The 22992-nt window shown below is 70.7% G+C and carries 20 protein-coding genes and 2 pseudogenes; 8 read left to right on the top strand and 14 right to left on the bottom strand.

The window, feature by feature from the left end:
• The first annotated feature begins 179 nt into the window (after positions 1-179).
• Positions 180-944: a hypothetical protein gene (locus tag E4F61_RS08470; protein WP_133479239.1), complete on the top strand. Its 765-nt coding sequence runs from the start codon at positions 180-182 to the stop codon at positions 942-944.
• A gap of 45 nt (positions 945-989) precedes the next feature.
• On the opposite strand, the gene E4F61_RS08465 is transcribed toward E4F61_RS08470, so the two are convergent.
• The 6 genes and pseudogenes from E4F61_RS08465 to E4F61_RS08440 form a co-directional block, all read right to left on the bottom strand.
• Positions 990-1328, bottom strand: coding sequence for a zinc ribbon domain-containing protein YjdM (locus E4F61_RS08465; RefSeq protein ID WP_133479238.1), 339 nt, complete (start codon positions 1326-1328; stop codon positions 990-992).
• Positions 1329-1362: 34 nt separating this feature from the next.
• Positions 1363-2100 (bottom strand): endonuclease/exonuclease/phosphatase family protein, encoded by a 738-nt coding sequence (locus E4F61_RS08460; protein WP_133479248.1) that lies wholly within the window; start codon positions 2098-2100, stop codon positions 1363-1365.
• Between the two features lie 35 nt (positions 2101-2135).
• Entirely contained in the window at positions 2136-2972 is an 837-nt protein-coding gene (locus tag E4F61_RS08455; protein ID WP_133479237.1) for a thiol:disulfide interchange protein DsbA/DsbL, read from the bottom strand.
• A 100-nt stretch (positions 2973-3072) separates the two neighbouring features.
• Complete coding sequence (locus E4F61_RS08450; protein WP_133479236.1) at positions 3073-3765, bottom strand: thiol:disulfide interchange protein DsbA/DsbL; 693 nt, start codon at positions 3763-3765, stop codon at positions 3073-3075.
• A gap of 40 nt (positions 3766-3805) precedes the next feature.
• Positions 3806-4459, bottom strand: coding sequence for a thiol:disulfide interchange protein DsbA/DsbL (locus E4F61_RS08445; RefSeq protein WP_133479235.1), 654 nt, complete (start codon positions 4457-4459; stop codon positions 3806-3808).
• Between the two features lie 257 nt (positions 4460-4716).
• Positions 4717-5520 (bottom strand): annotated as a pseudogene (locus tag E4F61_RS08440) (c-type cytochrome); the annotation flags it as partial.
• A 143-nt stretch (positions 5521-5663) separates the two neighbouring features.
• Between E4F61_RS08440 and yihA the strand changes: the two are divergent.
• Positions 5664-6293 (top strand): ribosome biogenesis GTP-binding protein YihA/YsxC, encoded by a 630-nt coding sequence (gene yihA / locus E4F61_RS08435; protein ID WP_133479233.1) that lies wholly within the window; start codon positions 5664-5666, stop codon positions 6291-6293.
• A gap of 59 nt (positions 6294-6352) precedes the next feature.
• Here yihA and E4F61_RS08430 read toward each other — a convergent pair whose 3' ends face one another.
• Positions 6353-7048 (bottom strand): VIT1/CCC1 transporter family protein, encoded by a 696-nt coding sequence (locus E4F61_RS08430; RefSeq protein ID WP_133479232.1) that lies wholly within the window; start codon positions 7046-7048, stop codon positions 6353-6355.
• Positions 7049-7453: 405 nt separating this feature from the next.
• Between E4F61_RS08430 and E4F61_RS08425 the strand changes: the two genes are divergently transcribed.
• Complete coding sequence (locus tag E4F61_RS08425; RefSeq protein ID WP_133479231.1) at positions 7454-8818, top strand: glutamate--cysteine ligase; 1365 nt, start codon at positions 7454-7456, stop codon at positions 8816-8818.
• Between the two features lie 12 nt (positions 8819-8830).
• Here E4F61_RS08425 and E4F61_RS08420 read toward each other — a convergent pair whose 3' ends face one another.
• The 6 genes from E4F61_RS08420 to E4F61_RS08395 form a co-directional block, all read right to left on the bottom strand.
• Positions 8831-9085, bottom strand: coding sequence for a hypothetical protein (locus E4F61_RS08420; protein WP_133479230.1), 255 nt, complete (start codon positions 9083-9085; stop codon positions 8831-8833).
• A complete protein-coding gene (locus E4F61_RS08415; protein ID WP_133479229.1) occupies positions 9082-9465 on the bottom strand; it encodes a VOC family protein in 384 nt (127 codons plus the stop codon). The genes E4F61_RS08420 and E4F61_RS08415 overlap by 4 nt, the downstream gene beginning before the upstream one ends.
• A 135-nt stretch (positions 9466-9600) precedes the next feature.
• Positions 9601-11037 carry a dihydrolipoamide acetyltransferase family protein gene (locus E4F61_RS08410; RefSeq protein ID WP_133479228.1) on the bottom strand — a complete coding sequence of 479 codons (1437 nt, stop codon included), beginning with the start codon at positions 11035-11037 and terminating at the stop codon, positions 9601-9603.
• Positions 11038-11056: 19 nt separating this feature from the next.
• The gene (locus E4F61_RS08405; RefSeq protein ID WP_133479227.1) at positions 11057-12061 is read right to left on the bottom strand and encodes an alpha-ketoacid dehydrogenase subunit beta; all 1005 of its coding nucleotides are present in this window, start codon (positions 12059-12061) and stop codon (positions 11057-11059) included.
• On the bottom strand, positions 12058-13131 hold the full coding sequence (gene pdhA, locus E4F61_RS08400) for a pyruvate dehydrogenase (acetyl-transferring) E1 component subunit alpha (RefSeq protein ID WP_133479226.1): 1074 nt from the start codon (positions 13129-13131) through the stop codon (positions 12058-12060). The genes E4F61_RS08405 and pdhA overlap by 4 nt, the downstream gene beginning before the upstream one ends.
• Before the next feature lie 146 nt (positions 13132-13277).
• On the bottom strand, positions 13278-16820 hold the full coding sequence (locus tag E4F61_RS08395) for a lamin tail domain-containing protein (protein WP_133479225.1): 3543 nt from the start codon (positions 16818-16820) through the stop codon (positions 13278-13280).
• Between the two features lie 203 nt (positions 16821-17023).
• Between E4F61_RS08395 and E4F61_RS08390 the strand changes: the two genes are divergently transcribed.
• Together E4F61_RS08390 and E4F61_RS08385 are read left to right on the top strand one after the other, a co-directional pair.
• Complete coding sequence (locus tag E4F61_RS08390) at positions 17024-17896, top strand: tryptophan 2,3-dioxygenase (RefSeq protein WP_133479224.1); 873 nt, start codon at positions 17024-17026, stop codon at positions 17894-17896.
• A gap of 223 nt (positions 17897-18119) precedes the next feature.
• A complete protein-coding gene (locus tag E4F61_RS08385; protein ID WP_133479247.1) occupies positions 18120-19631 on the top strand; it encodes a peptide MFS transporter in 1512 nt (503 codons plus the stop codon).
• A 57-nt stretch (positions 19632-19688) separates the two neighbouring features.
• Here the strand turns inward: E4F61_RS08385 and E4F61_RS08380 are convergent, their stop codons facing one another.
• Positions 19689-20165 carry a MarR family winged helix-turn-helix transcriptional regulator gene (locus E4F61_RS08380; RefSeq protein ID WP_133479223.1) on the bottom strand — a complete coding sequence of 159 codons (477 nt, stop codon included), beginning with the start codon at positions 20163-20165 and terminating at the stop codon, positions 19689-19691.
• Positions 20166-20263: 98 nt separating this feature from the next.
• On the opposite strand from E4F61_RS08380, the gene hppD reads away from it, so the two are divergent.
• From hppD to E4F61_RS14875, 3 genes and pseudogenes are all read left to right on the top strand, one after another.
• Complete coding sequence (gene hppD, locus E4F61_RS08375; RefSeq protein ID WP_162301454.1) at positions 20264-21337, top strand: 4-hydroxyphenylpyruvate dioxygenase; 1074 nt, start codon at positions 20264-20266, stop codon at positions 21335-21337.
• 84 nt (positions 21338-21421) lie between these two features.
• The gene (hmgA, locus tag E4F61_RS08370) at positions 21422-22735 is read left to right on the top strand and encodes a homogentisate 1,2-dioxygenase (protein WP_133479222.1); all 1314 of its coding nucleotides are present in this window, start codon (positions 21422-21424) and stop codon (positions 22733-22735) included.
• 61 nt (positions 22736-22796) lie between these two features.
• Positions 22797-22992 (top strand): annotated as a pseudogene (locus E4F61_RS14875) (hypothetical protein); the annotation flags it as partial.

Raw genomic sequence — 22992 nt, 5'->3', positions numbered from 1 at the left:
TTCGTTAAGTGACGGTGCGTCGGCATGCGTGTTGGACCGCGCGGTATCGCGCCGCGACGCAAGCAGCCGCTCCGGGCCGCGCCCGTCGCCGTGGCTGAGACGGTGCCCCACGACACTGGCTCGACATCCCCGCCGTCGAGATACGCGTGTCCGCCGTTTCGTCCGACCTCCCGCCGCCGATGAGCGAACCCCGCATCACCGCCCACGACCTCTGCGTGGCGCTCAAGCTCGCGCATCCGGCCGACGAGTTCGTGACCGTGTACGAAGTGCGCGAGGCGACCGGCAGCGTGCACGGTTCGCGCGCCGACGCCGTGGTGATGTCGCTGCACGCCTCGCGCGGTTTCGAGCTGACCGGGTTCGAATTCAAGTGCGCGCGCGGCGACTGGCTCGCCGAACTGAAGAACCCCGGCAAGGCCGACCGCATCGCGCGCTACTGCGACCGCTGGTGCGTGTTCGCCGCACCCGGCGTGGTGAAGGAGGGCGAGCTGCCGGTCGGCTGGGGCCTGTGGGAGCTGCGCGCGGGCGGGGCGATCCACCGTCGCGTGGTGCCCGCGACGCGCGAGCCCGAGCCGCTGCCCCGCGCCTTCCTCGCCTCGTTCATGCGCGCGCGCGCGAAGTTCGATGCCGACGACCTCGCCGCGATCGCCTCGCACCATCGCCGCGAGTTCGAGCGGCAGCAGCGGGCGCGCGAGGAAGCCGCGGACGGCGATCCGGTGCTCAAGCGCGAGCGCGAAACCCTGCGAGACGGCCTGCGCAAGCTCGAGGAGATCCGCCAGGCCACCGGCATCGACCTCACCGACTACCCGCCCTCGCGCCGCTGGATCGAGCGCATGCGGCTGGCCGACAGCCCGCGCCTGGAGCACGCACTTAAGCTCCTGCGGGACGTGTTCGCGGACGACGAACTGCGCCGGCGCGTCGACATCGCGCTCGGTCGCGAGGACTAGCCGGACGGCACGCGGCACTGCGCCGCGCGGCGGACCGGCGTCGCGCTACGCCTTGCGGACGAACGCCGACTTCAGCTTCATCGGCCCGAAGCCGTCGATCCTGCAGTCGATGTCGTGGTCCTCGTCGACCAGGCGGATGTTGCGCACCTTCGTGCCGGCCTTCAGCGCGTTGCTGGCGCCCTTCACCTTCAGGTCCTTGATGACGGTGACGGAATCGCCGTCGGCCAGCACATTGCCCACCGCGTCGCGGTGCACGCGCGCCGCGTCGTCCGTCGACGCGGCCTGCGGCGTCCACTCGTGGCCGCATTCGGGACAGGCCAGCATCGCGCCGTCGACGTAGGTGAAAGCCGACCCGCAGGCCGGACAGTGCGGAAGATCGCTCATCGGGGATTCCGCCGGCCGGCGTCGCGCGGCCGGCTCACTGGAAGCACTGCTCGGGCACGTCGAGCTCGACCGACAGCGCGAGGTGGTCGGAGAACGCCGCCGGCAACGCGCTGCGCGCATGCGCCTTCAGGCCGTCGCCGACCAGCACGTGGTCGATCGCGCGCTGCGGTGCCCAGCTCGGGAATGTCGGCACCGTATGTGGCGGCGGCTGCAGGCGCGTGCGCTTGAACAGCACGTCCATCTCCGGCTGCTCGATCGTGCAGTTGAAATCGCCCATCAGCACGGCATGCGCATCGCCTTCGAGCAGCTCGGCGATGAAGGAGAGCTGCGCGAGCCGCGACGCCGCGCCGAGCGAGAGGTGCGCGACGGCGATGGTGAGCGGCGTGTCGCAGCGGCCGAAGCGCGCGAGCATTACGCCGCGGCCCTTCACGCGGCCGGGCAGCGAATGCACCACGACCTCGGCCGGCTCGATCTTGCTGAGGATGCCGTTCGCGCTGGACGCCACCCCGCCCATGCGCCGGTTCGGCTGGTGGCTCCAGTAGGCGAAGCCGGCGCGCTGCGCGAGGTAGTGCGTCTGGTTGGTGAAGCCCGAGCGCAGCGACCCGGGATCGCTCTCCTGCAGCCCGACGATGTCGTGGCCGCCCGCCAGCTGCGCGATCGCGTCGAGGCTGCCGCGCTTGTCGCCCATCGGCAGCACGTGCGACCAGCTGCGGGCGACGTAGTCGTGGTAGCCGCGCGTGCTCGACCCGGCCTGGATGTTCGCGCTGAGCAGCTTGAGCCGGCGTTCGCCCACGTCGCCCTGCTGGCTCAGCCGCCGGCCGGTGCCGGCGCCGCACCGCCCGCCATCGCCGCACGTTCCCTGGCGATGAGGTGGTCGGTGATGCGCAGCACGTCGTCGTACGTCTTGCCGCCGGTGACGCGGTACTTGCCGTCGACCACGATCGTCGGCGTGCCGGTGACGCCGGTCTTCTGCATGAACTGCTTGCCCTGCGCGACCTTCGTCGACACCGCGAAGCTGTGCATCATGTCGAGGAACTGCTTCGGGTTGGCGCCGTACTGCGCGTAGAAGTTGGCGATCTTCTGCTCGTCGGGCGTGTCGCCTTCGCCGGGCATGCTGTCCTTGACGTGGATCGCATCGATCAGCGCCATGTGCGAGCGGTCGACCAGGCCGAGCTGGTCGGCGACGTAGAACGCCTTGGCGTAGGGATCCCACTCGGGGCCGAATGGCGCCGGCACGTAGCGGAACACGACGTCGGCCGGCAGCTTGTTCTTCCACGGCTCGACCGTCGGCGCGAAGCGCGCGCAGGCCGGGCAGACGTAGCCGAACACTTCGACCACCTCGATCTTGCCCGGCGTCGCCTGCCACGGCGTGCCGCCGGCGATCTCCTCGTAATCCGTGCCGAGCACCGGCGGCGGGCCCTGCGGCGGAACGATCGGGCCGGGCGTGCGCGTTTCGGCCGGGGCCGGGGTCGCCGGGGTCACCGCGGGCGTGGCGGCGGCCGTGTCGGTGGCCGCGGGGGTCGCGGGCGTGGCGGCGGCCGGGGCCGCCTGCTCGCCCTTGCCGCAGGCGCTGGCGAGCAGCGCCAGGCCGAGCACGAGCGGATAACGCAGCGCGGCCAGGCGCGCAGGGGTACGGATCAGCATCGGGACGATCTCCTCGCGGATGCGGCGGGCCGTCGGCGCGCCGGTCGATGGGAACAGCATAGCCGCGGCGCGCGCGGCGGTTGATTACGCGGTGTCGACGTCAGCGTGACGCGCGCTCGCGCGCGACCAGCGCGTCGACGATGCGCAGGGTGTCCTCGGGCGACTGGCCGATCACGCGGTACTTGCCGTCGACCACCATCATCGGCGTGCCGTCCACGCCGCTGCGCTCGATGAACGCCGACGCCCGCGCCACCTTCTGCGCGACCGCCTCGCTGTTCATGCGCTTCTCGAACTCGGCCGCGTCGGCGCCGTGCTTCGCGTAGAACGCGGCGACCTGCGCATCGGTGGCGATCGCGGGCGGCGAGGGCAGCGCCTTCTGCACGTGGATCGCATCGAACACGGCCGCGTGCGTGCGATCGACCAGGCCCATCGAATCGGCCGCGTAGTACGCCTTGGCGAACGGCTGCCACCAGCCGCCGAACGGCGCCGGGACGCGGACCAGGTTCACATCGGCCGGCTGCTTCGCCCGCCACGACTCGAGCAGCGGCTCGAAATGCGCGCAGTGCGGGCAGGTGTAGCCGAACACCTCCACCACCTCGATCCTGCCGGCCTTCGGCTCCAGCGGCAGGCCGCCGGCGATGTCCGCGTAGTCGCGGCCGGCCACCACGCTCGCGGCGGCCGGCGTTGCGGCGCCGTCGGCGGCGGTCGCCGGCGTCGGACGCGGCGGCACCTTTTCGCAGCCGGTGAGCGCGAGCAGCGCGGCGAGGAGCAGGAGAGCGGGGCGCAGGGTCATACGGAACTCCCGGAAAGACGACGGCGGATTATCGATCGCTTCAGCGGCCCGCGACCTTCGCGGTGCGCGCGAGCTCGCGATCGACCAGCCAGCGCGCGGTGGCGAGCTGCTTGTCGCGCGAATCGGCCGTCACGCGGTAGCGCCCGGCGACGATCAGCGCGGGCGTGCCGTCCACCTGGCTGCGGATCACGAAGTCGCGCGCGCGCTTCATCTGCGCATCGACCGACGGCGCGTTGTAGGCGGCGACGAACCGCGCCGGCGCGATGCCGTAGCGCTGGTAGAAGGTGGCGATCTCGTTGGGCGTCGCGCCGCTGAGCGGCAGGCTTTCCTCGACGTGCAGCGCGTCGTACATCGCGCGGTGGCTGCGCTGGGCGACGCCCAGGGCCTGCGCGGCGAAGTAGGCGCGCGCGTAGGGCACCCAGTCGTCGCGGAAATCGGCCGGCACGGCGACGAAGGTCGCCCTGGCCGGCAGCTTCGCGCTCCACGCCGCCACCACCGGTTCGAAATGCGCGCAGTGCGGGCACGGGTAGCCGAACACCTCGGCGACCTCGACCTTGCCCGGGACCGGGCGGTAGGGCGTGCCGCCCTCGATGAGCTGGTAGTCCTCGCCTTCAATCGGCGTGGCCGGCGCGGCGGGTGCGGCGGTCGCGATGCCGAGCAGGGCGAAGGCGGCGAGGCGGAGCAGGAGGTTCATGCGGATCGTTCCCCGGAGCGGACATGAAAAACGCCGGCCGCGCTTGGCACGGCCGGCGTCGAGGCAGGCGCGTCAGGCGGCCATCTCGGACCGCCCGGCCGGCGCGAAGTTCAACCCTGCGTCGGCGTCGTGCCGGCGGGTGCCGCCGGTGCCGGGGTGGCCGGCTTGACCGGCGCGGTGGTCTGCGCGGGCACGCTGGCGGGCGAGGCCGGGGTCGCGGCCGGTGTTGCAGCCGGTGCAGCGGCCGGCGTGGCCGCGGCCGGTGCGGCGGCGATCGGCGACGCGGCGCTGCCGGCCTTGGCGCCGACGTCGTTGGCGCGGTTGTGCAGGCCCTGGATGTAGCTCGACAGCGAACCGATTTCCTCGTCGGTCAGCTTGGAGGCGATCGAGGCCATGATGTGGAAGTTCTTGTAGGTCGGCGGCGCGCCGGTGCCCGTGCGGTATTCCTCGAGGCGGCGCTTGGCGTAGTCGGCCTGCTGGCCGGCGAGCGCCGGGTAGGCCGGGCCCGGGTTGCCCTGGCCGGCCCCACCGTGGCATGCCATGCACGCCGGGATGCCGCGCGCCTTGTCGCCGCCGCGGACCAGGGTCTCGCCCACTTCGTAGTACTTCTTGCCGGCGTTCGGGCCGGAGGCGATGGCGGTGTCGTCGGCGATGCCGGCCCCCGCCTTCTGCGTCTGGAACCAGGCGCCGAGGTCGCGCATGTCCTGCGCCGTCAGCACCTGGGCGATCGGGTACATCACCGCGGCCATGCCGGTGGTGCGCTGCTGCGTCTTGAACAGCGCGAGCTGCTGGGCGACGTAGCGCTCGGGCATGCCGGCCAGGCGCGGGTAGGCCGGGGTCGACGGATTGCCGTCGAGGCCGTGGCAGGCCGCGCAGGCGCCGGCGAGCGACTGGCCCTTCTTGGGATCACCCCACGTGGCGTGCTCCGCGGCGCCGGCAAGCGGCGCGACCTGCACGGGGGCCTTGTCCGGCACCGGGGTCACCGTGGTCTGGGCGACGGCGGCGGCGGCGACCGCAAGGGCGGCGAGGCCGGCGAGGCCGTAGGCGCGGGCATGGCGCATGCGAGAGAGCTCCGGGGAAACGCTTGGGAAGGCGCCGCGAACGGGCGCCGGAACCTCGGAATTATCGGCGTCCGCCGGTCGCCGGGTCAACGCGGACGCCGTCCGGGACGGGGCGCCGGCCGCCGGCGTGCGATCCTAGCGGCATGGCCAACCCTTTCCAGCGCGCCCGTTACATGCTGTCGGCGCACAACATGGCGCAGTTGCCGCCCGACGGCGGCTTCGAAGTCGCGTTCGCCGGGCGCTCCAACGCCGGCAAGTCCACCGCGCTCAACGCGATCTGCCAGCAGGGCTCGCTCGCCCGCGTCTCCAAGACGCCCGGTCGCACCCAGCAGCTCGTCTTCTTCGACTTCACCCCGAAGCAGAACGAGGAGCCCGCTGCCAAGTACCTCGTCGACCTGCCGGGCTACGGCTACGCCAAGGTGCCCAAGGACCTGCAGGCGCACTGGCAGGCCTTCATCGATCGCTACTTCACCACCCGCGAAGCGCTGAAGGGCCTGGTCGTGATCATGGACATCCGCCATCCGCTCAAGGACTACGACCTGCAGATGCTCGGCTACGCGGTCAATCGCGGGTTGCCCGCGCACGCGCTGTTGACCAAGGCCGACAAGCTCGGTCGCGGCCAGCAGATGCAGACGATGCACGCCGTGTCGCGCGAGATGCATTCGCGCTTCGGCGACAGCGTGAGCGTGCAGGTGTTCTCGGGCGAGTCGAAGCAGGGCGTCGACGAGGCGCGCGCGGTGGTCGCGAACTGGCTGGAGCTGCCGATCGCGTAAGCCGGCGACGTCGCGCGGCGGTCCCGGGGCGCCGGCGCGAGCGCCGTCACCCGCCGCCGTCAGACGGCGACGCCGGCCAGACGTCCGATCAGCGAGGCCGCGGCCATCGCCGCCGCACCCCAGGCGACCACCCGCACCGCCCCGCGCAGCATCGGCGCGCCGCCGGCCCAGGCCGCGAGCGCGCCCGACAGCGAAAGCGCCACCAGCGTGACGGCGATGGTCACCGGTTCCACGCGACCGGCCGGCGCCAGCAGCACGGCGACGATCGGCAGCACCGAGCCGACCGAGAACGCTGCGCCCGAAGCGAGCGCCGCCTGCAGCGGCCGCGCGCGCAGCGTCTCGGTGATGCCCAGCTCGTCGCGCGCGTGGCTGCCCAGCGCGTCGTGCGCGGTGAGCTGCATGGCCACCTCGCGCGCCAGCGTCGCGTCGAGGCCGCGGCGCTCCCAGATGTGCGCGAGTTCCTTGAGCTCGCTCTCGGGCTGCTCCGCGAGTTCGCGGCGCTCCTTGGCGAGGTCCGCCGTCTCGACGTCCGCCTGCGACTGCACGCTGACGTACTCGCCCGCTGCCATCGACATCGCGCCGGCGACGATGCCGGCGATGCCGCTCGCCAGCACCGCCGACGGACCCACCCCGCTCGCGGCCACGCCGACGACCAGGCCGGAGATCGAGACGATGCCGTCGTTGGCGCCGAGCACCGCGGCGCGCAACCAGCCGGCGCGATGGGCGCGATGGGTTTCGGGATGGCGCGGTCGCATGGGCGGGCTCCGTGGGTCGGTCGCGACCGGCGGCGCGGGGGATGCCGTGTGCCGTGCCGGCGTCCCGATACAAATACCGCGGATCACCGTGCGGGGGCATCCCGCCATGCGGGCAGGGCGTCCGGGTACGCCGGGCGTCGGGGACGCGGGCGGCCGTGGTCGGCCGCTCAACAGTCGCCACGGCACAGGAGTCGCGGACGCGGGGTTCGCGGCCGCATGCGGCTTGGTGCCGACGCTCCCGCGCGACCCTGCCGCGCGGTCCGGCTACGCCCGCAACAGTCGCGGCGTAAGGGGTTTGCCGCCACCACGCGCGCAACGCTGACGCCCTGCCGGCGCGACGTCCGTACGCCGGCGTGGGGCTAGACTGGCCGCCCTCCCGCAGGCGCGGGATCCGTCGAGGTGCGCGTGTCCGGTCCCAGCCAGGTCAAGGATGTCGAGATCGAGTCGCGGGCGCAGCTCGTCGAATTCCTGGAATCGGGCATCCGCGCGCGCGACGACTGGCGCATCGGCACCGAGCACGAGAAGTTCGGCTTTCGCACCGACGACCTGCGCGCGCCCACGTTCGACGGTGACCGCGGCATTGAGGCGCTGCTCAAGGGCCTGACGCGCTTCGGCTGGGCGCCCGTGGAAGAGCACGGCCGCGTGATCGCATTGACGCGCGACGATGCGTCGGTGTCGTTGGAGCCCGCGGGCCAGCTCGAGCTCTCCGGCGCGCCACTGGAAACACTGCACGAGACCTGCCGCGAGACGGGAACTCACCTGCGCGAAGTGCGCGAGGTCGCCGAGCCGATGGGCTTGGGCTTCCTCGGCATGGGCTTCCAGCCGAAGTGGCGTCGCGACGAGATGCCGTGGATGCCGAAGGGCCGCTACAAGATCATGCGCGAGTACATGCCGAAGGTCGGATCCCTGGGCCTCGACATGATGACGCGCACCTGCACCGTGCAGGTCAACCTCGACGTCGGCAGTGAAGCCGACATGGTGAAGAAGTTCCGCGTCTCGCTCGCGCTGCAGCCCATCGCGACCGCGCTGTTCGCCGACTCGCCGTTCACCGAGGGCAGGCCCAACGGCTTCCTCTCCTACCGCTCGCAGATCTGGACGGACACCGACGCCGACCGCACCGGCCTGCTCGACTTCGTGTTCGAGGACGGCTTCGGCTACGAGCGCTACACCGACTACCTGCTCGACGTGCCGATGTACTTCGTCTACCGCGACGGCGAGTACATCGATGCGAGCGGCCAGTCGTTCCGCGATTACATGGCGGGGAAGTTGCCCGCGCGGCCGGGCTTCCGCCCGACGCTCAAGGACTGGGCCGACCATTCCACGACCGCGTTTCCCGAAGTGCGCCTGAAGAAATACCTCGAGATGCGCGGCGCGGACTCCGGCCCCTGGAACCGCATCTGCGCGCTGCCGGCCTACTGGGTCGGCCTGCTGTACGACGATGCCGCGCTCGACGCCGCCTGGGACCTCGTCAAGGACTTCTCGCTCGAGGAACGCCACGCGCTGCGCGACGGCGTGCCGCGCCACGCGCTCAAGCTGCCGTTCCGCGGCGGCACCGCGCTCGACCTCGCGCGCGAGTCGCTGAAGATCGCGGCCGGCGGCCTGCAGCGCCGCGCGCGGCTCAATGCGAACGGCGTCGACGAATCGATCTTCCTCGCGCCGCTGATGGAGATCGTCGAGAGCGGCACGACGCCGGCCGAGTGCAAGCTCGAGCTCTTCCACGGTGCGTGGAACGGCAGCGTCGACCCGGTGTTCCGCGAGTTCGCGTACTGACGCCGGCCGGCGTCAGTCGCTGCGACGCTGCGGCGGCAGGACCACGATCAGCAACGTCGCGATCGGGCCGAGCACCAGCGAGGCGATCGACCACAGGAACCCGCTTCGGCCCTTTCCCTGCGCCAGGCCGGCATTGATGAGCATCAGCGTGCCCCAGCCGAGATAGAAGTCGCGGTCGTTCGGGTGCATCTCGATCTCCGGTGGATCGCGCGAGTCTGCCGCATCGCCGAGCGGCACGGCGCCCGCGGCGCTCCAGTCGCGATTCACGGCCAGCGGTTCGCCTCGCCGCGCTCATTGTCCTCGCGCATGCGCACGACGCAGAAGCGCTGGCCGGTCGGCGCTTCCATCAGCCACCAGCGCTTCACGAACGCGATCTTCTTCGCGCCGAGCGCTTCGAGCCGCGCCGCTTCCGCATCGATGTCGTCGGCCTCGATGTCGAGGTGCACGCGCGAGGGATGGTCGACCTTCTGCACTTCGATGTGCAGGCCGCCCGGCGTGCCGCCGAACTCCGCGTACTGGCCGGTGCCGCCCGAGTCGGGATCGGCGATGCGCACGCCGAGCGCGCCGCTCCAGAAGCGCGCGGCGGCGTCGAGATCGGGCGTATTGCAGTCGATGATGAAACCGGCGAGGCGGCTGCGATGGGCCATGGGACGCTCCATGTGGGGGACACGGAAAGCGTAGCGCCGCACCGCGTCCTCGACTCGCGCGATCGTCGGAACGATCGGATGCCATAACGACGACGGGCGCCCGAAGGCGCCCGTCGATGTCGCTCGAATGCCGCGTTACTGCGGCAGCGACAGATCGTCCAGCAGCGCCTTGAGGAAGCGCGCGGCCTCGCCGCCGGTGCAGGCGCGATGGTCGAACGTGAGCGAGATCGGCATGCGGCGGTGCACCTCGATGCCGCCCATCACCGCGACGACGTCGTGGCACAGCTTGCCCGCGCCCACGATCGCCACGCAGGGCGGCACCACCACCGGCGTCGCGTAGCGGCCGGCGAACATGCCGAAGTTCGACAGCGAGATCGTGTAGCCCGAGAGCTCGCTCGGCGGGATCGTGCGGTCGCCGACCTGCGTGCGCAGGCGCTGGATCGCCTGGCGCACGCCGTTGCCGTCGAGCATGTCGGCATTGCGCAGCGCCGGCACGAACAGGCCGTCGTCGGTATCGACCGCGATGCCGATGTCGACATGCGGATGCATCGTGCGGGTGAGGTTGTCGCCGTCGAACCACGCGTTGAGCGCCGGCACCGCCTTGCACGCGGCGACGATCGAACGCACGAGGCGCGCGGTGATGTCCTGCTTGCCGATCCAGGCGTGCAGGTCGGCATCGTCGACCAGCGTGGTCGGCACGACCTTCGCGTGCGCGTCGGCCATGACGCGTGCCATGTTGCGGCGCACGCCCTTGAGCTGCTCGGGCTGGCCGCTGGCGGCGACGCCCGGCGGCTGCGTGCGCATCGGCTTGCCCGACTGCGACATCGTGCTGCGCTGCGCGGACTGCGGTGCGGCCTGCTGCTGCGGCGCGACCATCGCGGCGCGATCGGCCGCGCGCGGCGCCGCGCCGCCCTGGCCGGCACGCGCCGAGCCGTCGGCCGCGGCGCGCTTCACGTCGTCCATCGTCACCACACCCTCGGCGCCGCTCGGGCGCACGCGGGTGATGTCGACGCCCAGCTTGCGGGCCAGCGCGCGCACGGCCGGCATCGCCTTGACGCCGCCGACCGCGACCGCGGCCTCGCTGCGCACGGCGTCCGAGCTCTGCATCGCGCCGACCACGGTACCGGCATCGGCGCGCTCGCCCGGTTCGCCCTTCGGCGCGGGCTTCGCGTCGTCGCTGATCACGCCGCCGTCGTCGGAGGCGATGACCTTGTGGCCGTTACCGACCGGCGCCTCGGTGCCCGCGCCGCCGTGCGTCTCGGCAGCCGCGTGGCCGCCGCCGTGGTGATGGCCGGTGTCCTGGCCCTCGGCGCGCTGCGGCATCGAGGGGTCGACCTCGAACACCGCGAGCATCGTGCCGGTCACCACCACGTCGCCGGCGCCGCCGGCGAGCTTGAGCACCTTGCCGGAGACCGGCGAGGGCACGTCGACGACCGCCTTGGCGGTCTCCATCGACACGAGGTTGTCGTCGAGGCGGATCACGTCGCCTTCCTTGACGTACCACTCGACGATGGTCGCGTCCGGCAGGCCTTCGCCCAGGTCGGGCAGCAGGAAAGTCTTGGTCTGGCTCATGCGTTCGTCCTGGAAAGGGTCAGCCGGCCGCCATCGCGCGCCGGGCGGCGGCGACGATGCGCTCCACGCTCGGGAGGTACTTCATCTCGAGGCGGAACAGCGGGATGTGCGTGTCGTAGCCGGTGACGCGCTCGACCGGCGCGAGCAGGTCGAACATCGACTCCTCGGCGAGACGCGCGGCGATCTCGGCACCGAAGCCCGCGGTCTTGGGCGCTTCGTGCACGATCACGCAGCGGCCGGTCTTGGAGACCGATTCGGCGATCGTTGCGAAGTCGAGCGGGCGCAGCGTGGCGACGTCGATGACCTCGCAGCTGATGCCCTCGCCGGCGAGCTTCTCGGCGGCCTCCAGCGTCTCCTTGACCTGCGCGCCCCACGTCACCAGCGTCAGGTCGGTGCCGTCGCGCAGCACGTAGCAGACGTCGAGCGGCAGCGCCTCGCCGTCGTCGGCGACCACTTCCTTGTACTGGCGGTAGATGCGCTTGGGCTCGAAGAAGATCACCGGATCCGGGTCGCGGATCGCGGACAGCAGCATGCCGTAGGCGCGCTGCGGCGACGACGGCATGACCACGCGAAGGCCCGGCACGTTGGTGAAGATCGCTTCGTTCGCTTCGGAGTGATGCTCCGGCGCGCGGATGCCACCGCCCCACGGCACGCGCAGCACCATCGGGCAGGTGAGGCGGCCGCGCGTGCGGTAGCGCATACGCGCCGCGTGGCAGACGAGGAAGTCGACCATCGGGTACATGAACCCGTCGAACTGCGCCTCGGCGACGGGCTTCATGCCCTGCGAGGCGAGGCCGACGGTGAGGCCGGCGATCGTCGTCTCGTCGAGCGGCGTGTCGATCACGCGCTGGCTGCCGAACTGCGCGTGCAGGCCGGCGGTGGCGCGGAACACGCCGCCGTTGACGCCGACGTCCTCGCCGAGCACCAGCACGGACGGGTCGTTGCGCATCTCGTAGGCGAGCGCCTGGGTGATCGCCTCGATCAGGGTGATCGCGTTTTCAGTCGGCTTGACCTGTGCGTTCATCGGCGGCCCTCCAGGCTGATCGCGTATTCCCGTTGGGCCCGCAGGTCGTCCGGCATGTCGGCGTAGAGGTAGTCGAACATCGCCTCGACCGGTTGCACGGGCGTCTCGAGGTAGGCGTTGATCTCGACGTCGACCTTCGCACCGCATTCCTCGATCCAGGCCTTCTCCTGCTCATCGCTCCACACGCCCTGCGCGACCAGGTAATTGCGCAGGCGGATGAAGGGCTCGCGGGTCCAGGCGTCCTTCACTTCCTGCTCGCCGCGGTAGCGACGCGCGTCGTCCGCGGTGGTGTGGTCGTGCAGGCGGTAGGTCATGAACTCGATCACGCTGCCGCCCTGGCCGCTGCGTGCGCGCTCGGTGGCGCGGCGCATGGCCTCGAGCACGGCGATCAGGTCGTTGCCGTCGACCTGCAGGCAGTACAGGCCGCCGGCGAGGCCCTTCTGCGCGAGCGTCTTGGCGCCCGTCTGCGCGCCGCGCGGCACGGAGATCGCCCAGCCGTTGTTGATCACGCACAGCACCAGCGGCGAGGTGAACGCGCCGGAGGCGTTGAGGCCGGCGTAGAAGTCGGTCTTCGACGAGCCGCCGTCGCCGCAGCAGGCCACCGCGACGCGCGGCTCGTTGCGCAGCTTGAACGCGAGCGCCGCGCCGGAGGCCATCAGGCACTGCGTCGAGATCGGCACGCACCACGGGTAGTCGTTGCGTGCCTCGGGGAAGTCGTTGCCGCGCTCGTCGCCACCCCAGTACATGAGGACGTCGCGCGGGCGCACGCCGCGCATGAACTGCGCGCCGTACTCGCGGTAGCTGGGCGCGAACACGTCCTCGGGACGCATCGATGCGCCGATGCCGACGTGCGTGGCCTCGTGGCCGAGGCAGGCGGCGTACGTGCCGAGCTTGCCGGTGCGCTGCAGCGCGATCGCCTTCGTGTCGAAGGTGCGCACGAACAGCATCTGCTTGAAGAGGGGGAGCAGCTGCGAGGCGTCGCGGAAGGCCTCGGGGATCTCGGCGACGGGCGTGCCGTCCGGTCCGAGGTACTGCAGGTATTCGATTTCGAAACTCGCGGCGAGCGTCATCCGTCGGTCCGGTGCGTCGGAAAGCGTCCGATTCTACCGGCGAGGGTGTTAAGCGGCATTGCGCGCTGCCGCATCGCCCACGAAAAAGGCGCGGCCGGAGCCGCGCCTTCCTCTCGCCGCCATCCGCGGCCGGGCCGCGGCCGGCGTCAGCGCCAGCTGCCGGTCAGCACCACCGAGCGGCTCGATGCGTCATTCGCGGCGTTCGCGTCCGTGCTCTGCGTGCCGATGCGCGCCGTCACCGTGAAGTGCGGCTGGCCCGGTCGCTGCGGCCCGACGATGCGCGCGCCGATCGACGCGGCCGCGCCGCTCGCCAGTCCGGTCGACGTGCAGGTCGCGCGGAAGCCGGCCGGGTCGTTCGCGACGCCGCAGGTCCAGCCGGCCGGCGCGACCATCGCGACGTTCGCCGCCGGCGCGTCGCCGGTGAGCACGAGCACCGGCGCGACCGCGAGGTCGGCACCGGCATTGGTCACCACGGCGCGGTACAGCCCGACCTCGCCGCGACGCAGGTGCGTGCCCGGCGCGGCGAGGTCGACGCCGAGATCGGCGGTCGACAGCACCGACAGGCTCGCCGTCGCGGTGTCGTTGGCGCGGTCCGGATCGAGCGATTCGGCCTGCGCGGACGCGGCCAGCGTCAGCCGGCGGCCGAACAGCGCCGCGGTGGCGTCGGCCTCGACCGCGAAGGCGGCGCTCGCGCCGGACGCGAGCGACGGCGCGTCGCAGACGACCGACGTGCGGCCGGCGGCCACCGTCGCCGCATCGCAGGTCCAGCCCGCAGGCGCCGCGACCACGAGGTCCGGCAGTGCGGCGTCGATGTCGAAGCCGATCATCGGGCGGTCGGCCTGCTCGGGGCCGGCATTGGCCAGCACGACATCGAAATGCACGCGGCCGCCGGTGTGCGCATCGGTCGCGGTCGCCGTGACCGACAGGTCGGCATGGCGGCGCGGCACGAAGTAGGCGACGACCGGATCGTGGTCGGACAGCCGCGACGGCGAGTTCGCATCGTTGCGGTTGGTCTCCGGGAAGTCGCCGTTGATGCGCGCGTGGTCGAGCTGGATGTCGCGCGTGGCGACCACCATGTCCTCGTTGACCAGCACGTGGTCCAGGCTCTGCGCATTGCCGTCGAACGAGAACGAGTAGCGCTCGTTCGCCGGCAGCAGCGAGGCGAGGTTCACCAGGTTCGGCTCGACCAGGTCGTCGCCGTCGCCGTAGACGGCGGTCTGCGCATCCGGCGACGGCGCGCCGATGGTGGTGCCCATGGTGTCGGCGAGGCCGTCGTTGAACTCGAACGCGTTGAAGTCGCCGAGCACGACCAGGCGCGTGTCCGGCGCCTCGTGCTGGCGCGCGTCGAGGTAGGCGGCGAGGAACTCGGCCTGGCGCTGGCGCTTGCTGCGGATGCGGTCACCGTCGGCATCGGTCGCGTCCGCGCCGTTGAGCGAGCGCTGGTGCGCGATCACGACGTTGAGCGGGAACGCGCGACCGTCGCCGTAGTGCACCACGGCCTTCAGCGCGAGCGGCGGGCGATCGTTGAGCAGGCTCGTCGAGCCGTCCGCACCGGTGAAGGTCGTGGCCTTGCCGACCTGCTGCACGTCCAGCACCTCCACGCGCGGCGTGCCGGCCGCGACGTCGGCGGTCTTGACGAGGAAGCCGACGTCGATGCCGCCGACGTCATTGCCTTCGACGAGGTACGCGCGGTAGGCGGGATTCGGCTGGCCGACGGCGACGGCATCGTCGTTCACGCGGTCGGCCACGCGCTGCAGGATCGCGAGGTTCTCCATCTCGACGACGCCGAGGATGTCGGGCATGCGCAGCGATTCGCGGATGCCGAGCGACGCCTTCGAAAGGCGGCGCTCGACCGCGGCGGCGGTGAGCTTCACGTCGCTCTTGCCGGCGTCGTCGAGCTCGTCGAAGAAGCGCTCCAGGTTGTAGCCGGCGACGGTGAACGCATCGGCGGGGACCTCGTGCGCGGCACGCGGCGCCGGACCGGGCGTCACCGCGCCGATCGAGTCGGGCAGGATCTGCCAGCGGCGGTAGCTGTAGTTGAGCGGGCCGGCGACGTCCGCGACGTGCGCGCCGGCAGCGAGGTCGAGCTGCGGGCCGCCGAGCGCGTCGCTGTCGACGGTCAGCACTTCCGGATTGAAGTCCCACTGCGGGATCGGCGGGATCGTGCCGGCGGGCGGCGCGTCGGGCGCCTGGATGCCGGGCTCGCGGAACGGCCGCGGCAGGTCGGCGACGGTGCCGTAGAACAGCCCGTTGCTGCTGCCCGAGGCCTGCGCCTCGTTGATGAAGCCGTCCGACGGCGCGGTGGCGACGAAGTCGCGCACGATCACGCGCATCGACTCGACGCGCTCGAGCTGCGCGAGGCCGCCGTGCGGATCCGGGAACGTCGCCGTCAGTTCGACCGGCGCGGGCAGCGGATAGGTCGCGTCGTCGACCGCTGCGACCACGATCGCGCCGCCCATCTCCGTGTAGGGCTGCTGGCCCGGGTCGGTGGACGGGACGTACTCGGTGATCGTGCCGCGCGCGACGACCCAGCGGCCCGGCTGCGCCGCGGCCGGCGGCGCGTTGTTGGTGAACACGAACAGGCCTTCCGACGTCGCCGCATCGGCATCGGCATCGACGTCGCGGCTCTGCAGGTAGAAGCCCTTGTTCGTGCGGCCGGTGACGATGCCGCGCGTGGCGACGATCTGGCCCGCCAGCGGCGAGCGCTCGCCCGCGCCCTGGATCTGCGAGATCGGCACGACCGGGAAGTCGTCGTTGACGATCGTGCCGAGGCCGTCGACGTCACCGGCGTCCGCGCCGGTGAGATCGGACAGCACGACGCGCAGCGTCTCGTCGGGTTCGACCGCGTCGTCGCCCGCGACGGTCACGCTCAGCGTGGTGCGATCCGCGCCGGCGGGGATCGTCGCGGTCGCTTCGATCACGGCCGTGTAGTCGCTGCCCGCGCGTGCGCTGCCGTCGAAGGTCGACCAGCGGAAGGCCACGCCGCCCGCGCCGGCGGGGCCGGTCAGCTTGACGGTGAACTGCAGCGTCGCCGTGCCCGAATTGCCTTCGTTGACAGCGACGTCGTCGATGCCGGCGACGATCGCGCCGGCGCCGCAGGCGTGCGCCGCGCTGGCGCGGTTACGTGGGTTGGGCGCGAGCGCGGCGAAATCGCTGCGGTTGTCGTTGCTGTCGACGCAGTCGTCCACGCGCGTGGCCGCCGTGGTGTTGCCGAGCGCCGGCGCCGACAGGCCTTCGGCGCAGTTGACGCTGCCGTAGCCGACGAAGTCGATGGCGCCGGCCGGACAGGCACCGGAGAGCGTGGCCGTGGACTGCAGCAGCGCGACCTTGCCGGCGCCGCCGGCCATCGCGATGGTGCCGGTGGCGTCCGGGGCGGGCAGGGCGGCGGTGCCGCCGGTGCCGTCGGCTTCCTTGATGAGGTAGTAGCCGCCCGGCGCGATCGAGCCGGCGAGGCCGGTGCGCTGCCAGGTGGTGCCCGAGGACGAGCCGTAATAGACCGAGTACGTCGACAGGTCGACCGGCGCCGGGCCCGTGTTGTGCAGCTCGATGAAGTCGCTCTTCAGCGTGGCGCCGGAGTTGCCGCCGCCGCCGTAGACCTGGCTGATGACGACCTGCGCCTGCGCGCTGCCGGCGAACAACGCGGCCAGGCCGAAGCCCAGCGCCGCGAGACGTCGCGAGAACGGTTCCATGCTGTCTCCCCAAGTGGCCGGAAGGCGGGCCTCCCGGTTCGCGCGCGGTGCGCGGCTGCCCCTCCCCGGGCGGTCGCGACGGGCGTCCGGCCCGTCCACCGCGGCCATCGGGCCGCGAGCGGCCGGAATTGTGACCGCTTTCCGTTGCGAAAGCGTGACGCTCGTCGCCTGCGCTACGCTTCCGGCCCGCACCGGGGACCGCCATGAGCATCGAGAACAACGAACGCCCGCTGGAAAGCGGCGTCCACACGGAGCTGGCCGGGCGCCTGACCTACGGCGGCTACCTGCGCCTGGACCGCCTGCTCTCCGCCCAGCAGCCCCTGTCGGACCCGCCGCAGCACGACGAGCTGCTCTTCATCACCCAGCATCAGGTCAGCGAGCTCTGGCTGAAGCTGATGATCCACGAGCTGCGGGCGGCGGTCGTCTTCCTGCAGGGCGACGACATCGGCGCCTGCCAGAAGGTGTTCTCGCGGGTGAAGGCGATCCTTCGCCAGCTCACCGACATGTGGAGCGTGCTGGAGACGCTCACCCCCGCCGACTACATGAAGTTCCGCGACATCCTCGGGCCGTCGTCGGGCTTCCAGTCGCTGCAGTACCGCGAGGTCGAGTTCCTGCTCGGCAACAAGAACGCGGCGATGCTCAAGGTGTTCGCGCACGATCCCGACGGGCAGGCGACACTCGAATCGCTGTTGCATGCGCCCAGCCTTTACGACGAGGCGCTGCGTTACCTCGCGCGCCACGGCCACGCGGTGCCGGCGCGCTGGGTCGAGCGCGACTGGTCCGCCACGCACGTCTCCGACCCCGAGCTGCTGCCCGTGCTCGAGCGCATCTACGAGGATTCGGCGACGCACTGGGCCGCGTACCAGCTGTGCGAGGACCTGGTCGATCTCGAGACGCAGTTCCAGCTCTGGCGCTTCCGCCACATGCGCACGGTGATGCGCATCATCGGCTTCAAGCGCGGAACGGGCGGCTCGTCGGGCGTGGGCTTCCTGAAGCAGGCGCTGGAACTGTCGTTCTTCCCGGAGCTGTTCGAGGTGCGCACGCGCATCGGCGTCGACCTCGCGCCCGGCGCCTGATGCCATCGGCGGATACGCGCGGAACGCGCGTGGCGTCGTCACGCCTGCCGCACCCGTTCATCTAAACACTGCTGCATTGCAGCAGCGGGCGTCGGTTTGACGCCCCGGCGGCCGTTCGGACATTCTCGGCCGGTTGCACGCGTCCGCAGCCCCCGATGCGGCGACATCCACGTCTTACAGGAATCACCGAATGAGTGCGCAAGTCCCCGACGCTGCAGAACCGATGGGCCCGCCGCTGCACGCGGCCGGCGGCCCGCCGTCCGATCCGCCCGAGTTCCCGCAGGTCCTGGGCCAGCCCCGGCCCCTGTGGATGCTCTTCATGACCGAGTTCTGGGAGCGGTTCGCGTTCTACGGCATGCGCTGGGCGCTCACGCTCTACATCGTCGCGCAGTTCTTCGACGGCAATCCGGCGGGCGAGGCCCCGGCCGGTCGCCTGTACGGCGCGTACCTGGCACTGGTGTACGCGGGCGCCATCTTCGGTGGCTACGTCGCCGACAAGCTGATCGGCTACCAGCGATCGATCCTGCTCGGCGCCGTGATCATGGCCGCGGGCCTGTTCATGGTGGCGTTGCCGAACGAGACCATCTTCAAGTTCGGTCTCGCCACGATCATCGTCGGCACCGGCCTGTTCAAGCCGATCATCTCGACGCTCGTCGGCAAGCTCTACACGGCCGGCGACGAGCGCCGCGATTCCGGTTTCACCATTTTCTACATGGGCATCAACGCCGGTGCGTTCATCGCGCCGATCCTGACCGGCATCCTGGCCGACAAGGTGTTCGGCACGCCGGACATGCCGGCCTACCGCGTGGTCTTCATGACCGCCGGCGTGGGCATGCTGATCAGCCTCGTGTGGTTCTGGTTCGGCCGTCACCAGCTCAAGGGCGTGGGCCTGCCGACGCTGGGCAACGAAGGCATGGGCAAGGTGCTGATGGTCGCCATCGGCGCGCTGGTCGCGATCCCGGTGTTCTACTTCCTGCTCAGCATCCCGGCCAAGTCGCTGCAGTGGTTCGTGCTGATGCCGATGTTCATCGCGCTGTGCGGCCTGCTGCTCATCGAAGGCGTGAAGAACGGCGGCGTCGCGCGCAACAAGGTGATCGCGATGCTGATCATCTTCCTGTTCAACATCGTGTTCTGGATGTTCTTCGAGCAGGCGGGGTCGAGCTTCAACTTCCTCGCCGACAAGATCGTCGACCGCCAGTTCGGCGGCTGGGAATTCCCGGTCGGCTGGTTCCAGTCGGTGAACTCGATCGCGATCATCACGCTGGCGCCGCTGGTGGCGTGGACCTGGATCCGCCTCGGCCGCGCCAATCCGTCGATCCCGCGCAAGTTCGGCCTGGGCATCATCTTCAACGGCCTCGCGTTCCTGCTGCTGATGTTCGCGCTGTCGTCGCTGGTGGACCCGCAGTCGATGAAGATCCCGTTCTGGACGCTGTTCTCGGTCTACGTGATCCAGTCGATCGGCGAGCTCTGCCTGTCGCCGATCGGCCTGTCGATGGTGACCAAGCTGGCCCCGCTGCGCCTGGTGGGCTTCGGCATGGGCGGCTGGTTCCTCTCGACGGGCATCGGCAACAACCTGTCGGGCCTGTTCGCCGCCGAGGCGAGCGGCGAGGGCGGCATGACCACCGCGTCCGCGCTGTCGGCCTACACGCAGGGCTTCTGGATCCTGATGGCCTGCGGCGTGGTGCTGTTCCTGATCGCGCCGCTGGTGCAGAAGCTGATGGCCGGCGTGAAGTAAGCGATTTCGATGGGCGAAAGAAGGCGGCCTCCGGGCCGCCTTTTTTCTTTGCGTCGATCAGGCCGGGCCGAGGTCCGCTTCGGCCTGCAGCTCGAGCTCGTCCAGGCGATCGAGCAGTCGGAACAGCACGTCGCGTTCGGCGGGCGCCATGCCGTCGAGCAGGCGCTTCTCGAAGCCCAGCGCCAGTGGCGCGACCTCGTCGTGGATCGCGCGGCCGGCCGCGGACAGCCGCAGCACGGAGCGGCGGCGGTCGTCGTCGTGCGTCTCGCGCTCCACGCGCCCGGCGTCGACCAGGCCGGCGACCGCGCGGCTCACCGCGACCTTGTCCATCGCCGTGCGCTGCGCGACCTCGCCCGCCGAGAGGTCGGGGTAGCGGCCGAGCACGGCCATCACCCGCCATTCGGTGACGCCGAGGGCGAAGCGCTCGGAATACACGCGCGCGATCGCGCCGCTGACGCGGTTGCTCAGCACCGACAGCCGGTAGGGCAGGAAATGCTCGAGGTCGAGGGTGGCGGCGTCGGTGTTCAGGCTCATGCTGCGTCGCGCCTTGCAAGTAGTTTCATCTGAAACTATAAAGCCTCGATCCCGTGCCGCAAGTCCGGCGCGCCTTTCATCTTCCGCGAGGACTCCCCATGAGCGCCCAGCCCAATCTCGGCATGCAGGTCACCACGTTCGAGAACCCGATGGGGATCAACGGCTTCGAATTCGTCGAGTTCGCCGCGCCCGAAGGCCAGGGCGGCGCGATGCGCGACTACCTCGAGCGCCTCGGCTTCACCGCGGTGGCGAAGCACAAGGATCGCGCGATCACCCTGTTCCGCCAGGGCGGCATCAACTTCCTGCTGAACGAGGAGCCGGACTGCTTCGCCTCGAAGTTCGCGGCCGAGCACGGCCCGTCCGCCTGCGGTTTCGCGATCCGCTTCAGGAAGCCGACCACCGAAGTCCTGCAGCACGCCACCGCCAACGGCGGCGAGGAAGTGGAGTTCGATGGCGCGGTCGGCGCGCTCAAGATCAAGGGCATCGGCGACTGCATGCTCTACCTGATCGACGACGGCGCCGACCCGTACGGTGACTACGTGTTCTTCGAGAACGTCGAGCGCCAGCCGCGCGGCTTCGGCCTGACGTTCATCGATCACCTCACGCACAACCTGTTCCTCGGGAACATGCAGAAGTGGTCGGACTACTACGAGCGCCTGTTCAACTTCCGCGAGATCCGCTACTTCGACATCAAGGGCGCCAAGACCGGCCTGCTGTCGAAGGCGATGACCGCGCCGGACGGCATCGTTCGCATCCCGCTCAACGAGTCGTCCGACGAGAAGAGCCAGATCAACGAGTACCTGCGGGCCTACAAGGGCGAGGGCATCCAGCACATCGCGCTGTTCACCGACGACATCTACGCGACGGTGGAAGCGATGCGCGAGAAGGGCATCGCCTTCCTCGACACGCCGGATACCTATTTCGACGTGATCGACCAGCGCGTGCCGGACCACGGCGAGGACGTCGAGCGTCTGCGCCGCAACGCGATCCTGATCGACGCCGACCTGGAGACCAAGCAGCGCAAGCTGCTGCAGATCTTCACGCAGAACGCGTTCGGCCCGATCTTCTTCGAGATCATCCAGCGCAAGGGCAACGAGGGCTTCGGCGAAGGCAACTTCCAGGCGCTGTTCGAATCGATCGAGCGCGACCAAATTAAACGTGGTGTTCTCTGAAGCCGACGCGGTAATTCGAAGCGATTCGAATCGTGCGCCTTTTGTCGTGCGCGCTTTGATCTTCCGACGGATGCAGACATCGACATGACGATCGAATCCACCGGCTACCAGTCCGGCTTCGGCAACGAGTTCGCCACCGAAGCCGTGCCCGGCACGCTGCCCGAAGGCCGCAACTCGCCGCAGCGCGTCGCGCACGGCCTGTATGCCGAGCAGATCTCCGGCACCGCGTTCACCGCGCCGCGGCATGCCAACCGTCGCAGCTGGTTCTACCGCATCCGCCCCGCGGCGATGCACGGCCCGTTCGCGCGCTACGAAGGCCGCGCAGCGACGACGTTCCACAACGATTTCGACACCGGTCCGGTCAGCCCCGATCAGATGCGCTGGAGCCCGTTGCCGCTGCCGGGCGACGACGCGACGGTCGACTTCCTCGATGGGCTGTTCACGATGGCCGGCAACGGCTGCGCCGCGTCGCAGTCCGGCGTCGGCGTGCATATGTACGCGGCGAATCGCGACATGCAGGGCCGCTGGTTCTACGACGCCGACGGCGAGCTGCTGATCGTGCCGCAGCAGGGCCGCCTGCACATCGAGACCGAATGCGGCGTGCTCGACGTCGAGCCGCAGGAGATCGCGGTGATCCCGCGCGGCATCCGTTTCGCGGTGAAGCTGCCCGACGGCGCCTCCCGCGGCTACATCTGCGAGAACTTCGGCGCGCACCTGCGCCTGCCCGACCTCGGCCCGATCGGCAGCAACGGCCTCGCGAATCCGCGCGATTTCCTGACGCCGAATGCGGCGTACGAGGACGTCGAAGGCGACTTCGAACTCGTCGCGAAGTTCCAGGGCCATCTATGGCGCGCGTCGATCGGCCATTCGCCGATCGACGTGGTCGGCTGGCACGGCAACCACGCGCCGTACAAGTACCACCTGCGTCGTTTCAACGCGATCGGCTCGATCAGCTTCGACCATCCGGATCCGTCGATCTTCCTCGTCCTGACCAGCCCGAGCGACACGCCGGGCGTTGGCAACATGGACTTCGTCATCTTCCCGCCGCGCTGGCTGGTCGCGCAGGACACGTTCCGCCCGCCGTGGTTCCACCGCAACATCGCCAGCGAGTTCATGGGGCTGATCCACGGCGCGTACGACGCGAAGGCCGAGGGCTTCTCGCCGGGCGGCGCGTCGCTGCACAACTGCATGACCGGCCACGGCCCGGATGCGGCGACGTTCGACAAGGCGAGCAGTGCCGATCTGTCCAAGCCCGACGTCATCAGGGACACGATGGCTTTCATGTTCGAGGCGCGCTTCGTGATCCGCCCGACGCAGCAGGCGATCGACGCCGCGCATCGCCAGCGCGACTACCAGGCGTGCTGGGCCGGACTCGGCAAGCACTTCCGACCGGACTGACGCTTCGCGACGGGTTCACGGCCGCCGGCTAGGCTGCCGTGAATCGTTCATGGAGCGCCGCATGAAGACTGTCGCATCGTTGATCCTCGCCGCCGGGCTGTGTGCCTGCACGGGCCGGCCCGCCGCCGACGCGACGCCTGCCGCGACGCCGTCCGCCGAGGCGAGCTCGTCGACGGCACCCGACCGCGCGGCGGCGGCACCGGCTACGGACGCGTCGTCGACCGCACCCGCCGATGCCCGCGATGCGGGCGCGCCCG

The sequence above is a fragment of the Cognatilysobacter segetis genome (genome assembly GCF_004359965.1).
In the GTDB taxonomy this organism is placed as follows: Bacteria; Pseudomonadota; Gammaproteobacteria; order Xanthomonadales; family Xanthomonadaceae; genus Cognatilysobacter; species Cognatilysobacter segetis.
This window is presented reverse-complemented; position numbering and strand designations above follow the sequence as displayed.

Excerpts from the sequence above, each read along its gene's own strand:
- E4F61_RS08470 (WP_133479239.1), top strand. The coding sequence starts at position 180 with ATGAGCGAACCCCGCATCACCGCCCACGACCTCTGCGTGGCGCTCAAG.
- E4F61_RS08465 (WP_133479238.1), bottom strand. The coding sequence starts at position 1,328 with ATGAGCGATCTTCCGCACTGTCCGGCCTGCGGGTCGGCTTTCACCTAC.
- E4F61_RS08455 (WP_133479237.1), bottom strand. The coding sequence starts at position 2,972 with ATGCTGATCCGTACCCCTGCGCGCCTGGCCGCGCTGCGTTATCCGCTC.
- E4F61_RS08450 (WP_133479236.1), bottom strand. The coding sequence starts at position 3,765 with ATGACCCTGCGCCCCGCTCTCCTGCTCCTCGCCGCGCTGCTCGCGCTC.
- E4F61_RS08445 (WP_133479235.1), bottom strand. The coding sequence starts at position 4,459 with ATGAACCTCCTGCTCCGCCTCGCCGCCTTCGCCCTGCTCGGCATCGCG.
- yihA (WP_133479233.1), top strand. The coding sequence starts at position 5,664 with ATGGCCAACCCTTTCCAGCGCGCCCGTTACATGCTGTCGGCGCACAAC.
- E4F61_RS08430 (WP_133479232.1), bottom strand. The coding sequence starts at position 7,048 with ATGCGACCGCGCCATCCCGAAACCCATCGCGCCCATCGCGCCGGCTGG.
- E4F61_RS08415 (WP_133479229.1), bottom strand. The coding sequence starts at position 9,465 with ATGGCCCATCGCAGCCGCCTCGCCGGTTTCATCATCGACTGCAATACG.
- E4F61_RS08410 (WP_133479228.1), bottom strand. The coding sequence starts at position 11,037 with ATGAGCCAGACCAAGACTTTCCTGCTGCCCGACCTGGGCGAAGGCCTG.
- E4F61_RS08405 (WP_133479227.1), bottom strand. The coding sequence starts at position 12,061 with ATGAACGCACAGGTCAAGCCGACTGAAAACGCGATCACCCTGATCGAG.
- pdhA (WP_133479226.1), bottom strand. The coding sequence starts at position 13,131 with ATGACGCTCGCCGCGAGTTTCGAAATCGAATACCTGCAGTACCTCGGA.
- E4F61_RS08395 (WP_133479225.1), bottom strand. The coding sequence starts at position 16,820 with ATGGAACCGTTCTCGCGACGTCTCGCGGCGCTGGGCTTCGGCCTGGCC.
- E4F61_RS08390 (WP_133479224.1), top strand. The coding sequence starts at position 17,024 with ATGAGCATCGAGAACAACGAACGCCCGCTGGAAAGCGGCGTCCACACG.
- E4F61_RS08385 (WP_133479247.1), top strand. The coding sequence starts at position 18,120 with ATGGGCCCGCCGCTGCACGCGGCCGGCGGCCCGCCGTCCGATCCGCCC.
- E4F61_RS08380 (WP_133479223.1), bottom strand. The coding sequence starts at position 20,165 with ATGAGCCTGAACACCGACGCCGCCACCCTCGACCTCGAGCATTTCCTG.
- hppD (WP_162301454.1), top strand. The coding sequence starts at position 20,264 with ATGAGCGCCCAGCCCAATCTCGGCATGCAGGTCACCACGTTCGAGAAC.
- hmgA (WP_133479222.1), top strand. The coding sequence starts at position 21,422 with ATGACGATCGAATCCACCGGCTACCAGTCCGGCTTCGGCAACGAGTTC.